The organism is Stenotrophomonas nitritireducens (assembly GCF_001700965.1).
Lineage (GTDB): Bacteria > Pseudomonadota > Gammaproteobacteria > Xanthomonadales > Xanthomonadaceae > Stenotrophomonas > Stenotrophomonas nitritireducens_A.
On record NZ_CP016756.1, the window covers coordinates 2,772,789 to 2,785,828 of the forward strand.

Consider the following 13,040-nt stretch of genomic DNA (forward strand, 5'->3'; position numbering starts at 1 on the left):
ATTGCAGCACATCGGCGTGCGTCCCGTCGTGAAAACTTCGCGCTATTTCCAGTGGTTGGGTGCGTGGCCCTGTTCCGGATGTTTCATCTGCACGATGCAGAAACGGTGTCCGGTGGGGGCTTCCATCACCCACCAGCGTTTGACCTTGCCGATGCGGCGCGCACCCAGTGCTTCAAGCCGGTCGGCTTCGGCATCGATATCGTCCGCTTCGATATCCAGATGCACGCGCGAGGCGTGGTCCACGCGTTGCACTTCCACGTGCAGGCTGGCCGGCGCGCCCAGCAGTTCGGCGTACTGCGCACCATCGTCTTCGGTATAGCCGGGTTCTGCTTTCAGGCCAAGCGCTGGCGCCCAGAATGCGGCGGCGGCATCGCTGTCGGTGCCTTGGCAATCAATGATGAAACCGGCAAGACGGCTGCGGTGGCTCATGTGCGTGCTCCGGTGACAGAGGAGCGCAGCGTACACCGCCTATCCGGATACGCGTGTTACCGCGCCGTGCGCCACACACGCGGGATTGCCCAGCCGCCAGGCGCTGATGCACAAGGCGCTGTAGACGCTCCATTCGGCCAGGCGTTGCAGCAGCCCACGCCACGGCTGCAATGGCGGCAACGCCATCAATGCGAACAGCAGCAGCCACAGCCCGGCCAAGGCGATCCATAGCAGACGCGTGGAGGTGCTTATCGCCGGTGTGGTGGCCAGCAGCACCAGCCCGAGAGCGGTACCCACATAGGTGAACAGGCCCAGCAGGGTATGCAGCGATTGCGACAGGCTGCCGGTGCTGGGGCAGCCCAGATCACACGGCGCCAGCGCCGAGCCTATCCATGCCAGCGGCTCGAACATCAGCAACCAGTAACCCAGCCGGCTGGCGCCGGTGACCGGCACCAGCGGGGCGGACGCCCACAGCAACATCGCTGCCAGCACGCCTACCGGAATGAACCCGAACACGCTTATCAACCGGGCATGCGCGCTGCCGCTGGCACCGAGCTCACTGATGTATTGCGATACCGGTGAATAGCCGGGTTTGAGCGCGGCGCCGCCGAACAGCATCAGCAGATAGAGGGCGACGAACACCATGATCAGCCAGCGTTGCGAGCGCACCGACGAGGTCATGTGGAGGCTGCGCTCAGCGGACTCTATCGGAGAGGAACAGTTCCACCTTGCCGCAGCTCGGGCAGGCATGCAGATCAAATTCCTCGCGGTTGACGAACAACTCGCCGATGTCGCCAAGCAGGAAGGGCATGGCCTGCGAGCCTTCGTGGAAACGCTTGCGGCCGATGAATTCCATGCGCATGCCAGGGCAGCGCGGGCATTCGATCAGGCGCGGTGGCTGCGTCCAGGCGGCGCTTTCTTCGCGCTGATAGCCACGTGGCGGCGGCGCGCCATCGGCATGGGTGCCGCATTTCCAGCACTGGTCGAAGCTGTCTTCGTTGACTTCCTTGCAGTTGCTGCAGGTCCAGGTGCCCATGGCGGTCTTGATGGCGGGTGTGGGTAGGGCAATCGTAGCGCCGGCTGTGTGGGTTCGGGTTAGTGATGGGTGATGTTTTTTTTTTGTGGGAGGGAATTGGTTGAAGATCAAGATCAAGAGCTTCCCCTCACCCCAACCCCTCTCCCGTGAACGGGAGAGGGGCTAGTGCACTACGAGCGCACGCAATGCGAGCCCCTCTCCCGCCTGCGGGAGAGGGGTTGGGGTGAGGGGAAGCTTCTAGCAAGCAAACCCAAAGCAAACCAAGCCAAACCAAACCTAGGCAAACCCAACCAAGCAAAACCAAACCAAGCAAAACCAAACCAAGCAAAACCAAACCAAGCAAAACCAAACCAAGCAAAACCAAACCAAGCAAAACCAAACACAAAAAAAAGGGCCCGCATCGCTGCGGGCCCGAATTCACACTGGGAAAAACGATCAGTGAACCTTGGCCAGGTCATCAATCAGCACGCGCAGGAAGCGCGCCGCTTCGCCGCCGGTGCAGGCGCGGTGATCGAAGGTGACCGACAACGGGATGACCTTGTGGGTTTCAATGCCGCCCATCACCGGAGTGACCTGGAAGCGGGCACGGCCGGCGGCGACGATGGCTACGCAGGGCGGCACCACCACCGGGGTGGCATAGCGGCCGGCGAACATGCCGAAGTTGGACAGGCTGATGGTGTAACCACTCAGCTCCGACGACGCGATCGAGCGGTCTTCCACCTGCTGGCGCAGGCGGTTGATGCCTTCGCGTACGCCGCGTGCATCCAGCATGTCGGCGTTGCGCAGGGCCGGCACGAACAGACCGTCGTCGGTGTCCACGGCAATACCGATGTCGACCTGGGCGTGCAGGGTGCGGGTGAGGTTGTCACCATCGAACCAGGCATTCATGGCCGGCACCGCCTGGCAGGCGCTGACGATGGCGCGGACCAGACGCGAGGTCATGTCGTTGCCCGGTGCCCAGGCGTGGATGTCGGCGTCATCGCTGAGCGTGGTCGGCACGACCTTGCTGTGCGCATCGGCCATCACCCGCGCCATGTTGCGGCGCACGCCCTTGAGCGGTTCCGGCTGGCCCTTGGCAACCACGCCCGGAGGGGCAGTGCGCATCGGCTTGCCGGCAGCGGACAGCGGGGTGCGGGCGCTTGAGCCCCTTTCCGCCTGGGAGAGGGGTTGGGGTGAGGGTACGGCAGCTGCAGTAGCGATCGAACCCCCGGCCACTGTCCCGGTGGAAGAGGGGAGCAGCGCGGACGGATCTGCCGCCGCCTGCTTCACATCATTCATCGTCACTGCGCCTTCGGCGCCGGTGGCGCGTACGCGGCTCAGGTCCACGCCCAGCTTGCGGGCCATCGCGCGCACGGCCGGTACCGCCTTGACGCCACCGACGGCCACGGCCTGTTCGGTGTGCACGGCATTGGAGCTGACCATCGCGCCGACCACGGTGCCTTCATCGGCACGTTCGGCGGCCGCTGCGGCTGCCGGCGCCGGTACTGCGGCAGGCGCAGGCGCGGCTTCGGCCGGTGCGCCGTGGTGATGGCCGGTGTCCTGGCCTTCGGCACGCTGCGGCAGGTTGGGGTCGGTCTCGAAACTGGCCAGCACGTGGCCGGTCACCACGATGTCACCGGCCGCACCGGCCAGCTTCAGTACCTTGCCGGAGAACGGCGAGGGCACTTCGACCACGGCCTTGGCGGTCTCCATCGACACCAGCGGCTCATCAAGCTTGATGACGTCGCCTTCCTTGACGAACCACTCAACGATGGTGGCGTCCGGCAGGCCTTCGCCCAGGTCGGGCAGGTTGAAATTCTTGGTCTGGCTCATGTGCAGTTCTCTTCCAGCAATTCAAGTTCGCGCGCCGGCAGCCAGCCCTGCGCGCCGTCGGCGCGTTCGGACCACCACCAGCCACCATGTTCGTGATGCAGCCGTACCTGCTCGCCCCGGTCAACGTCCAGCTCGCGCGCGCTGTAGTCACGCAGCGCTTCGGCATGGCCATTGTCCAATACCTGCAACCAGGCCACCGGCGCCCAGCCGGCGCTGCCCTCGCGGGTTTTCACCCAGGCGAAGGCGGGCCATTCCTCGTCGCGTACACCGAGCTCGACGATCTGCCCGGTACGGAACTGCAGGGGATTGCGGTATTGGCTGCGGTAGCTGCCAATCAAGCGTGCCAGCATGTCAGCCCGCCGCGACCGCGCGCTTGGCGGCGGTCACAATCCGCTCGACGCTGGGCAGGTACTTCATTTCCAGACGGAACAGCGGGATGTGGGTGTCGTAGCCGGCAACGCGCTCAACCGGTGCCAGCAGGTCGTAGAGCGATTCCTCGGCCAGGCGCGCGGCGATTTCCGCACCAAAACCGGCGGTCTTCGGCGCTTCCTGCACGATCACGCAGCGGCCGGTCTTGGCCACCGACTCGGCGATGGTGGCGAAGTCCAGCGGGCGCAGCGTGGCCACGTCGATGACCTCGGCGCTGATGCCTTCGCCGGCCAGCTTGTCGGCTGCTTCCAGTGCTTCCTTGACCTGTGCGCCCCAGGTGACCAGGGTCACGTCGGTACCGTCACGCAGCACGAAGCACACGTCCAGCGGCAGTGCTTCGCCGTCATTGACGACCACCTCCTTGTACTGGCGGTAGATGCGCTTGGGCTCCATGTAGATCACCGGATCCGGCTCGCGGATCGCCGCCAGCAGCAGGCCATAGGCACGCTGCGGGCTGGACGGCAGCACCACGCGCATGCCCGGCACATTGGTGAAGATGGCCTCGTTGGCTTCGCTGTGGTGTTCCGGCGCACGGATACCACCGCCCCACGGCACGCGCAGCACCATCGGGCAATGGAGGCGGCCGCGGGTACGGTTGCGCAGGCGTGCGGCGTGGCAGATCAGGTGATCGACCATCGGGTAGACGAAGCCGTCGAACTGCGCTTCGGCCACCGGCTTCATGCCCTGTGCGGCCAGGCCGACGGTGAGGCCGGCGATGGTGGTTTCATCCAGCGGGGTATCGAGCACGCGCTGCGCGCCGAACTGCTGCTGCAGGCCGGCGGTGGCGCGGAACACGCCGCCGTTGACGCCCACGTCTTCGCCCAGCACCAGCACCGAGGGGTCGTGTTCCATTTCCCAGGCAAGCGCCTGGGTGACGGCTTCGATGAGGGTGATGGGGGTGGCAGTCATCGGGTTGTCTCCGCTGTTGCTCGCCGCGATGTGCGCGACGCCGTGATCGTGGCTGGCCGGGGTGACCGCCGCCGTGCGCTTGATGTCATCCATGGCGCTGCTCCAGGGCAATGGCGGCGGCACGCTGCGCCAGCAGGTCCGGCGGCGGATCGGCATATAGATAGTCGAACATGGCTTCGACCGGCTGCACCGGGCAGTTGAGGTAGGCGTTGACCTCCTCGTCGACGCGGGTGCCGCATTCGGCGATCCAGTTCTTTTCTTCTTCCTCGCTCCACACGCCCTGCGCGGTGAGGTACTTGCGCAGGCGGATCAGCGGTTCCTTCAGCCAGGCCGATTTCACTTCCGCATCCTCGCGGTAGCGACGTGCATCGTCGGCGGTGGTGTGGTCGGACAGGCGGTAGGTGAGCAGTTCCAGCACCGTGCCACCTTCGCCGGACAGGGCGCGCTCGCGCGCCTGTTCCATCGCGGCCAGCACGGCGATCAGGTCGTTGCCATCCACCTGCAGGCAGAACAGGCCGCCTGCCAGGCCCTTCTGGGCCAGGGTTTCAGCGCCGGTCTGGGCCGAACGCGGCACCGAGATGGCCCAGCCGTTGTTCACCACGCACAGGATCAGCGGCAGCTTGTAGGCGCCGGCCGAGTTCACCGCGGCATAGAAGTCGGTCTTGGAGCTGCCGCCGTCGCCGCAGACGCTGACCGCCACCTGTGGCAGGTTGCGCAGCTTGAACGACAGCGCCGAACCGGCTGCATGCAGGCACTGGGTGGAGATGGGTACACAGATCGGGAAGTCGCGGACCGCGTCACTGTCGCGGTCGTAGTCGCTGCCGCGCTCGTCGCCGCCCCAGTACATCAGCACGTCGCGCGGGCGCACGCCGCGCATGAACATGGCGCCGTACTCACGGTAGCTGGGGGCGAACACGTCACCGGACTTCATGGCCGCACCGATACCGACGTGGGCCGCTTCATGGCCCAGGCAGGAGGCAAAGGTGCCGAGCTTGCCGGTGCGCTGCAGCGCCACGGCCTTGGTGTCGAACACCCGGGTGGCCAGCATCTGCTTGAACATCGGCAGCAGCGAGCGCGGGTCACGCAGCGAGGCGGGCAGGTCGTCACGTACCAGGTTGCCGTCGGCATCCAGGTACTGCAGGTAATTGATTTGGAACTGGGCGGAAACCGTCATTGCAGCAACACCTTAGACAGATGGTTTCAAATGATAGGAATTGCACATGGTAAGGACTCCGTCCGAAAAAGCCGTCCTGCGCCGCAGCAAGACTGACCGGATACAGGGCGGTTTTGTTCCGCGGAACACGACATGGGCACGCAAAAGCAACGTATTCAGTCTGTAAGCACAGATGCGGCACATTGTGGCGCTGCTCGGCGTCAGGTGTGTTTCGATTCCGTTTGCGCGGGAAGACCGACCGGTAGTGCCGAGCCATGCTCGGCAGCGGAGAGGAAGGTAGTGCCGAGCCATGCTCGGCAGAGGCCTTACCGGGAATGCCCCAGCCGAGCATGGCTCGGCGCTGCATGTCTGCGCCGAGGTTTTCTTGTGGGAGCGGCGTAAGCCGCGAAGCCGGCACCGGATCAGGCCGCGAAGGGCTTACCCCTCCCCAATCCTCCCCTTGACTAGGGCAAAGGGAGGGGGCGTAGTGCCGAGCCATGCTCGGCAGAAGCCTTACTGGGAAAGCCCCAGCCGAGCATGGCTCGGCGCTGCATGTCTGCGCCGAGGTTTTCTTGTGGGAGCGGCGTAAGCCGCGAAGCCGGCACCGGATCAGGCCGCGAAGGGCTTACCCCTCCCCAACCCTCCCCTTGCCTATGGCAAAGGGAGGGGGCGTAGTGCCGAGCCATGCTCGGCAAGGGCTTCACCGGGAATGCCCCAGCCGAGCATGGCTCGGCTCTACCGTGGGCGGGCGCCCATGGCATAAGGCGACCCTCCGTGCCGGCATCGGCCTGCGTTACCCTTGCCGGCCCATCCGATGGCCAGGCCGATGACCGTAGAAAAGAACCAGCGTGAGCTCGAAGCCGGTATCCATACCGACCTGCAGGGCCGGCTCACCTACGCCGGCTATCTGCGCCTGGACCAGCTGCTGGCGGCCCAGCAGCCGCTGTCCAACCCGCCGCACCATGACGAGATGCTGTTCATCATCCAGCACCAGACCTCGGAGCTGTGGCTGAAACTGCTGGCCCATGAGCTGCGCGCCGCGCGCGGCCACCTGCAGCGCGACGAGGTCTGGCAGTGCCGCAAGGTGCTGGCCCGGGCCAAGCAGGTGTTGCGCCTGCTTACCGAACAGTGGGCGGTGCTGGAAACCCTGACCCCTTCCGAATACATGGGCTTCCGCGACGTGCTGGGCCCTTCCTCGGGCTTCCAGTCGCTGCAGTACCGCTATATCGAGTTCCTGCTGGGCAACAAGAACGCTGACATGCTGACCGTGTTCGCCCATGACCCGGACGGGCAGGCGCAGCTGCGTGAGGTTCTGGAGGCGCCCAGCCTGTACGAGGAGTTCCTGGCCTACCTGGCGCGCTTCGGCCATGCCATTCCGGCCACCTACGAAGGCCACGACTGGACCCAGCCCCACGTCAGCGACCCGGCACTGCGCCAAGTGTTCGAGAACATCTATCAGGACACCGACCGCTATTGGCGTGAGTATTCGCTGTGCGAAGACCTGGTGGACTTGGAAACCCAGTTCCAGCTGTGGCGCTTCCGGCATATGCGCACGGTGATGCGGGTGATCGGCTTCAAGCGCGGCACCGGCGGCTCCAGCGGTGTGGGCTTCCTGCGGCAGGCACTGGAACTGACCTTCTTCCCCGAGCTGTTTGAAGTGCGCACCACCATCCGTGCCGATGGCTGAGCCCTGTGTCAAGGTTGAAAATTCAACCTATTCAGCAGCTTGCGCTGCGCGGGCGGCCGGGCTGGAACGGCCTTTGCCGATCCGTGGGCAGCACATGGTTGCATCAGCATGTATTTGACGTGAAGCCGACGCTTCTGTGATCCTCGCCCGTCGCGCCGGTTCCGGCCGACTTTTTGTATTTGCCCATTTCGATCAGGGGACACCGCATGAGCGCTGCCGCGCCCAATTCCGCATCAACCCCGGCGCCCGTGCCGGAGTTCAAGACCACCCTCGGTCACCCGCGTCCGCTATGGATGCTGTTCATGACCGAGTTCTGGGAACGCTTTGCGTTCTACGGCATCCGCTGGGCACTGGTGTTGTACATCGTGGCGCAGTTCCATGGCGGCAACGCCGCGGGCGAAACGCCGGCCAATCACACCTACGGTGCCTACCTGGCGCTGGTGTATGCGGCAGCGATCTTCGGTGGCTATGCGGCCGACCGGATCATCGGCTACCAACGATCGATCCTGATGGGCGCGGTGATCATGGCCGCAGGCCTGTTCATGATCGCCATACCCAATCCGCAGATCTTCAACCTGGGCCTGGCCACGATCATCGTCGGCAACGGCCTGTTCAAACCCAACATTTCCACCATGGTGGGCAAGCTGTACAAGCTGGATGACGAGCGCCGTGACTCGGGCTTCACCATCTTCTACATGGGCATCAACATGGGTGCGATGATCTCGCCGATCCTCACCCAGATCCTGGCGCAGAAGGTGTTCGGCACCGACGCCATGCCGGCCTACAAGATGGTGTTCATCGCCTCGGGCATCGGCATGCTGGTCAGCCTGCTGTGGTTCCAGTTGGAGCGCCGCCACCTCAAGGGCATTGGTGCACCGTTGCCGGACAAGCAGGGCAGCGGCCCGGTGATCAAGACCGCCGTCGCCTGCCTGGTGGCCATCCCGGTGATGTACGGCCTGCTCAATGCCGGCGCCAACGTGCTGCAGGTGATCCTCACCATCATGTTCATCGGCCTGGGCATCATGTTGCTGCTCGAAGGCAACCGCGAAGGCAAGGTCTCGCGCAACCGCGTGATCGCGATGCTGATCATCTTCACCTTCAACGTGCTGTTCTGGATGTTCTTCGAACAGGCCGGCAGCTCCTTCACCTTCCTGGCCGATCGCATCGTCGACCGCCAGTTCGGTGACTGGACCTTCCCGACCGCCTGGTTCCAGTCGGTCAACTCGATTGCCATCATCACCCTGGCGCCGGTCCTGGCCTGGTTGTGGGTGCGCCTGGGCAAGGCCAATCCGTCGATTCCGCGCAAGTTCGGCCTGGGCCTGATTTTCAACGGCCTGGCCTTCCTGCTGCTGATGTTCGCCCTGTCCAGCCTGCTCGACCCGGGCACCAACAAGATCCCGTTCTGGACCCTGTTCGCGGTTTACTGGATCCAGTCCATCGGTGAGCTGTGCCTGTCGCCGATCGGTCTGTCGATGGTGACCAAGCTGGCGCCGGTGCGTCTGGTCGGTTTCGCGATGGGTGGCTGGTTCCTGTCCACCGGCATCGGCAACAATCTGGCCGGTCTGTTCGCAGGCCACGTCAGCGGCGCCGGTGGCATGACCGTGCAGTCGGCCCATGCCGGTTACACGATGGGTTTCTGGATCCTGATCGGCGGCGGTGTACTGCTGTTCCTGATCGCCCCGCTGGTGCAGAAACTGATGCACGGTGTGAAGTAAGGAGTTAGCGATGAAACAGCTGGTCGGAATGGTTCCCCTGTTGCTCACCGTGGCGCTGGCTGGCTGCAGCCAACCACCGCCTGCGGCACCGGAAAAGGTGCAGCCACTGGATACCTCCGAGCAGAAGGCGCCGGTGGCTGACACCAGCCAGCCGGTTGCCTCGGGCAATACCCCCACCGCAGCGGATATCGCTGCGGTGGCCGGGCTCAACGCCCAGTTCGACCCGGCCCGCGACCCGGTCGCGGATCTGGAAACGGCCAAGGTCGAAGCCCAGCGCGGCGGCAAGCGGATCATGCTGGACGTGGGCGGCGAGTGGTGCTCGTGGTGCCACCTGCTGGACGCCTTCATGGAAGGCGATTCGGAGCTGCGCCGCTTCCGCGATGCCAATTACGTGTGGATGAAGGTCAACTACAGTCCCGAGAACGAGAACGCCGAGTTCTTGGCGCGCTTCCCGGAGATCAAGGGCTATCCGCATCTGTTCGTGCTGGACGCCGAAGGCCAGCTTCTGCATTCGCAGTTCACCGGCGATCTGGAGAAGGGCAAGGGCTACGACCGCGCCAAGTTCGATGCCTTCCTAAAAGAATGGGCGCCGCCGGCGAAGTAAGCCGGGTTGCTGATAGAAAAACGGCGCCGAAAGGCGCCGTTTTTTTTTGCACCCTCCCTTGCGCATGGCGCAGGGGAGGGTTGGGGAGGGGTGCCTTTGATTTTGCTGTTTGCTGTTTGCTGGCAGCAAAGCCAAAGCCAAAGCCAAAGCCAAAGCCAAAGCCAAAGCCAAAGCCAAAGCCAAAGCCAAAGCACCCCTCCCCAGCCCTCCCCTTGGCCTTTGGCCAAAGGGAGGGGGCAACGCCACAGCCGTAATCTTCATTTCCTCCGCGCGCGGCCGCTAACGGATCAATCCCTCTGCATCCGGCCTTTGCCTTCCCACCATGCCGCCAGCTGCCAGCCCCGATTCCAGCACCGCGACCGCCGAGCAGGCGCCTTCCGGCACCCAACTGCCGTCGGTGGAGGAGTTGCTGGACGAGAGCGCAGCGCCGGAAGAATCCGCGCCGCCGCCGCGCTACCGGCTGCCGCAGGCCGCAGTACCGCCCAACATCATGTTGCAGTCGGCAGTGACACGGCTGGTCGAGCAGAAGGAACAGATCGACCAGCTCGCGCGCAATGGCCTGCTTGCCGGCCTGCTGCCGCCGGAATGGAGTGCATCGCCGGGCAACGAGCTGCGTGCCTTCGTCGCCAGCGTGGTGCCGTTTGCCTCCGACAGCGTGCGCGGCGACACCGTGGCCGCGCGGGTGCCGCTGAAGTTCCTGCTTGGCCATTCGCAGCGTTGGGGCAAGGCCGATGTGGCCGAACCGATTTCGCTGTCGACCTATCTGGCCAGCGATGAGCGCGCCAACGGCGGCGGTACCGATCATGCCGAGGTCATGCTGCTGTCGCCGCTGGGCCTGGGTTGGGCGCAGAGCGGTCGCAGCCGGGTCGGCTTCCTGCGCGCGATGGGGGCGGAATCGATGGCCGCGCGGGTCACCGCACTGCCATATCCGGCACCGGAGCAGCTGGCGTTGTACCAGCTCAGCCATGACGGCCTGACCCAGTTCTGGTGCGTGCTGGACAAGCGCCGGCTGCGCGCGCTGCCGGTGCCGGCGCTGTCGCTGCCGTTGTTGACCGCCTATGGCGTAGGCGCGCCGCAGGCATGGCCATCCAACTGGCCGGCGCCGGCCGAAGTTGGCGCGGCCTTGGCCGTGGCGCGGATGGGAAAGGCGGTTGCCGAAGTCGACCTGGTCAAGCTGGTGGACAAAATCGGGCGTGACCAGGCCAACGAAATCTGGACCGGCGCCAGCCTGATGCAGCTGCACACCTGGGTGCCGCGCTGGCGGTTCTTCCTGGCCTCGTTCATCGGCCTGCCTGCCGGCCTGCTGCTGCTTGCAGCATTGGCCTTGCCGGGCCGCGTGGAAGCGGCGGCGGTGGCAGCGGCATTGGGTTTTGCAGGTGGTGCGATCGCGGCCCTTGCCGCGCCGTGGATCTATGCGCGGCGCAAGCACCTGAGTTGATCGTCGCTGACGATCAACCCTCGTTCATGCGCTGCAGACCGGCATCGGCCAGGCGCGTGATCAGGCGTTCGAGTACCTGTTCTTCTTCCTCGGTGAGCGCTGACATCAGCCGGCGTTCCATCTCGATCACCATCGGCGCGATGGTTTCGTAGACTTCAAAGCCTGCGGCCGACAAGGCCAGCACCGAGCGGCGGCGGTCATCACCGTGGGTCTCGCGTTTGATGAAGCCACGCTCCAGCAGGCGCGCCACCGCGCGGCTGACCGCCACCTTGTCCATCGCCGTGCGCTCGGACACTTCACTTGCCGAGGAGCCCGGGTACAGCGCCAGGATGGTGATCACCCGCCATTCGGGAATGGCCAGGCCGTAGCGCTCCCCGTACAGCCGGGCGATGTTGCCGCTGACCCGGTTGGACAGAACGCTGATGCGGTAAGGCAGGAACTGCTCAAGATCCAGCAACACGTGCGAGGCGCGGATGCTGGTGGACTTGCTGTAATCGGAAGAGCTCATGCTGCAGTGCACCTTGATGGTGGTTTCATGTGAAACTATAACCTTCGGTCCAGACCCGCTTTTTTGCGGCGGATCTTCCTGTTTTCATCGCCGGTACCCCGGCGACCGCCATGCTCCCGGAGGCCACCATGAACACCCCTACTGCATCCAACGCGCCCAACCTGGGCATGCAGGTCACCACCTTTGAAAACCCGATGGGCATCGATGGTTTTGAGTTCGTCGAGTTTGCCGCACCGGCTGGGCAGGCTGCCCAGCTGCACGCCTACTTCAAGAACATGGGGTTCACGGCCGTACTCCGCCACCGGCAGCGTGCTATTACCGTCTACCGTCAAGGCGGCGTCAACTTTCTTGTGAACGAGGAGCCCAACTCGTTCGCCGCCGACTTCGCCGCCAAGCACGGCCCGAGCGCCTGTGGCTTCGCCATCCGCTTCCAGAAGCCGGCCGCCGAGGTGCTTTCCCTGGCCCTGGCCAACGGTGCCGAGGAAGTGGACCTGCTGCCGGAAACCCGCGCGGTGCCGGCCCCGGTGATCAAGGGCATCGGCGACTGCATGCTGTACCTGGTGGACCGTTACGGCGGTGCCGGCAGCATCTATGACGCCGACTACGAGGCCATTGAAGGCGCCGACCAGAACCCGGTTGGCTTCGGCCTGACCTTCATCGACCACCTGACCCACAATCTGTACCTGGGCAACATGCAGCAGTGGTCGGACTATTACGAGCGCCTGTTCAACTTCCGCGAGATCCGCTATTTCGACATCAAGGGCGCCAAGACCGGCCTGGTGTCCAAGGCGATGACCGCACCGGACGGCATCGTGCGCATCCCGCTCAACGAGTCCTCCGACCCGAAGAGCCAGATCAACGAATATCTCGATGCCTACAAGGGCGAGGGCATCCAGCACATCGCCTGCTTCACCGACAACATCTACGACACGGTTGAAGCGATGCGCGCGCAGGGTATTGATTTCCTGGATACGCCGGACACCTACTTCGACGTGGTTGATCTGCGCATTCCGGACAATGGCGAAGACGTCGAGCGCCTGCGCAAGAACAAGATCCTGATCGACGCCGACCCGGAAACCAAGCAGCGCAAGCTGCTGCAGATCTTCACCAAGAACTGCATCGGCCCGATCTTCTTCGAGATCATCCAGCGCAAGGGCAATGAAGGGTTTGGTGAAGGCAACTTCCAGGCCCTGTTCGAGAGCATCGAGCGCGACCAGATGGATCGTGGCGTGCTGTAAGCGCTGAAGTGCCGTAAGACATAGCCCCTCTCCCGCCGGGAGAGGGGTTGGGGTGAGGGCGAAGCTGCTAAAGATCATGAAA

Annotated in this window: 13 protein-coding genes; 5 read left to right on the forward strand and 8 right to left on the reverse strand. The window is 64.4% G+C overall.

Annotated features, from left to right (window positions below):
- Positions 1–42: 42 nt before the first annotated feature.
- The 7 genes from BCV67_RS11640 to pdhA all read right to left on the reverse strand — a co-directional run bounded on the left by BCV67_RS11640 (position 43) and on the right by pdhA (position 5,789).
- Positions 43–429, reverse strand: a complete 387-nt coding sequence (locus tag BCV67_RS11640; protein WP_062170206.1) for a VOC family protein — start codon at positions 427–429, stop codon at positions 43–45.
- Positions 430–468: 39 nt separating this feature from the next.
- Positions 469–1,110, reverse strand: coding sequence for a DUF998 domain-containing protein (locus BCV67_RS11645; RefSeq protein WP_062170204.1), 642 nt, complete (start codon positions 1,108–1,110; stop codon positions 469–471).
- A 13-nt stretch (positions 1,111–1,123) separates the two neighbouring features.
- Entirely contained in the window at positions 1,124–1,465 is a 342-nt protein-coding gene (locus BCV67_RS11650; protein WP_062170202.1) for a hypothetical protein, read from the reverse strand.
- A 435-nt stretch (positions 1,466–1,900) separates the two neighbouring features.
- Positions 1,901–3,277 (reverse strand): dihydrolipoamide acetyltransferase family protein, encoded by a 1,377-nt coding sequence (locus tag BCV67_RS11655; protein WP_062170200.1) that lies wholly within the window; start codon positions 3,275–3,277, stop codon positions 1,901–1,903.
- Positions 3,274–3,627, reverse strand: coding sequence for an SH3 domain-containing protein (locus BCV67_RS11660; protein WP_062170198.1), 354 nt, complete (start codon positions 3,625–3,627; stop codon positions 3,274–3,276). The genes BCV67_RS11655 and BCV67_RS11660 overlap by 4 nt, the downstream gene beginning before the upstream one ends.
- A 1-nt stretch (position 3,628) precedes the next feature.
- Positions 3,629–4,708: an alpha-ketoacid dehydrogenase subunit beta gene (locus BCV67_RS11665; RefSeq protein ID WP_062171843.1), complete on the reverse strand. Its 1,080-nt coding sequence runs from the start codon at positions 4,706–4,708 to the stop codon at positions 3,629–3,631.
- On the reverse strand, positions 4,701–5,789 hold the full coding sequence (gene pdhA, locus BCV67_RS11670) for a pyruvate dehydrogenase (acetyl-transferring) E1 component subunit alpha (RefSeq protein WP_062170196.1): 1,089 nt from the start codon (positions 5,787–5,789) through the stop codon (positions 4,701–4,703). The genes BCV67_RS11665 and pdhA overlap by 8 nt, the downstream gene beginning before the upstream one ends.
- Positions 5,790–6,594: 805 nt before the next feature.
- On the opposite strand from pdhA, the gene BCV67_RS11675 reads away from it, so the two are divergent.
- The 4 genes from BCV67_RS11675 (at position 6,595) to BCV67_RS11690 (ending at position 11,212) form a co-directional block, all read left to right on the forward strand.
- Positions 6,595–7,455: a tryptophan 2,3-dioxygenase gene (locus tag BCV67_RS11675; RefSeq protein ID WP_062170194.1), complete on the forward strand. Its 861-nt coding sequence runs from the start codon at positions 6,595–6,597 to the stop codon at positions 7,453–7,455.
- A 206-nt stretch (positions 7,456–7,661) separates the two neighbouring features.
- On the forward strand, positions 7,662–9,170 hold the full coding sequence (locus tag BCV67_RS11680) for a peptide MFS transporter (RefSeq protein ID WP_062170192.1): 1,509 nt from the start codon (positions 7,662–7,664) through the stop codon (positions 9,168–9,170).
- Between the two features lie 10 nt (positions 9,171–9,180).
- The gene (locus BCV67_RS11685; protein WP_062170190.1) at positions 9,181–9,774 is read left to right on the forward strand and encodes a thioredoxin family protein; all 594 of its coding nucleotides are present in this window, start codon (positions 9,181–9,183) and stop codon (positions 9,772–9,774) included.
- A 322-nt stretch (positions 9,775–10,096) separates the two neighbouring features.
- The gene (locus tag BCV67_RS11690) at positions 10,097–11,212 is read left to right on the forward strand and encodes a hypothetical protein (RefSeq protein WP_062170188.1); all 1,116 of its coding nucleotides are present in this window, start codon (positions 10,097–10,099) and stop codon (positions 11,210–11,212) included.
- Between the two features lie 13 nt (positions 11,213–11,225).
- On the opposite strand, the gene BCV67_RS11695 is transcribed toward BCV67_RS11690, so the two are convergent.
- Positions 11,226–11,720, reverse strand: a complete 495-nt coding sequence (locus BCV67_RS11695) for a MarR family winged helix-turn-helix transcriptional regulator (RefSeq protein ID WP_057626456.1) — start codon at positions 11,718–11,720, stop codon at positions 11,226–11,228.
- A gap of 128 nt (positions 11,721–11,848) precedes the next feature.
- On the opposite strand from BCV67_RS11695, the gene hppD reads away from it, so the two are divergent.
- Positions 11,849–12,958, forward strand: a complete 1,110-nt coding sequence (gene hppD / locus BCV67_RS11700) for a 4-hydroxyphenylpyruvate dioxygenase (protein ID WP_062171839.1) — start codon at positions 11,849–11,851, stop codon at positions 12,956–12,958.
- Positions 12,959–13,040: the final 82 nt, after the last annotated feature.

Bases quoted from the DNA above. Each gene is read 5' to 3' on its own strand.
- BCV67_RS11640 (WP_062170206.1), bottom strand. From the start codon at position 429: ATGAGCCACCGCAGCCGTCTTGCCGGTTTCATCATTGATTGCCAAGGC.
- BCV67_RS11645 (WP_062170204.1), bottom strand. From the start codon at position 1,110: ATGACCTCGTCGGTGCGCTCGCAACGCTGGCTGATCATGGTGTTCGTC.
- BCV67_RS11650 (WP_062170202.1), bottom strand. From the start codon at position 1,465: ATGGGCACCTGGACCTGCAGCAACTGCAAGGAAGTCAACGAAGACAGC.
- BCV67_RS11655 (WP_062170200.1), bottom strand. From the start codon at position 3,277: ATGAGCCAGACCAAGAATTTCAACCTGCCCGACCTGGGCGAAGGCCTG.
- BCV67_RS11660 (WP_062170198.1), bottom strand. From the start codon at position 3,627: ATGCTGGCACGCTTGATTGGCAGCTACCGCAGCCAATACCGCAATCCC.
- BCV67_RS11665 (WP_062171843.1), bottom strand. From the start codon at position 4,708: ATGGATGACATCAAGCGCACGGCGGCGGTCACCCCGGCCAGCCACGAT.
- pdhA (WP_062170196.1), bottom strand. From the start codon at position 5,789: ATGACGGTTTCCGCCCAGTTCCAAATCAATTACCTGCAGTACCTGGAT.
- BCV67_RS11675 (WP_062170194.1), top strand. From the start codon at position 6,595: ATGACCGTAGAAAAGAACCAGCGTGAGCTCGAAGCCGGTATCCATACC.
- BCV67_RS11680 (WP_062170192.1), top strand. From the start codon at position 7,662: ATGAGCGCTGCCGCGCCCAATTCCGCATCAACCCCGGCGCCCGTGCCG.
- BCV67_RS11685 (WP_062170190.1), top strand. From the start codon at position 9,181: ATGAAACAGCTGGTCGGAATGGTTCCCCTGTTGCTCACCGTGGCGCTG.
- BCV67_RS11690 (WP_062170188.1), top strand. From the start codon at position 10,097: ATGCCGCCAGCTGCCAGCCCCGATTCCAGCACCGCGACCGCCGAGCAG.
- BCV67_RS11695 (WP_057626456.1), bottom strand. From the start codon at position 11,720: ATGAGCTCTTCCGATTACAGCAAGTCCACCAGCATCCGCGCCTCGCAC.
- hppD (WP_062171839.1), top strand. From the start codon at position 11,849: ATGAACACCCCTACTGCATCCAACGCGCCCAACCTGGGCATGCAGGTC.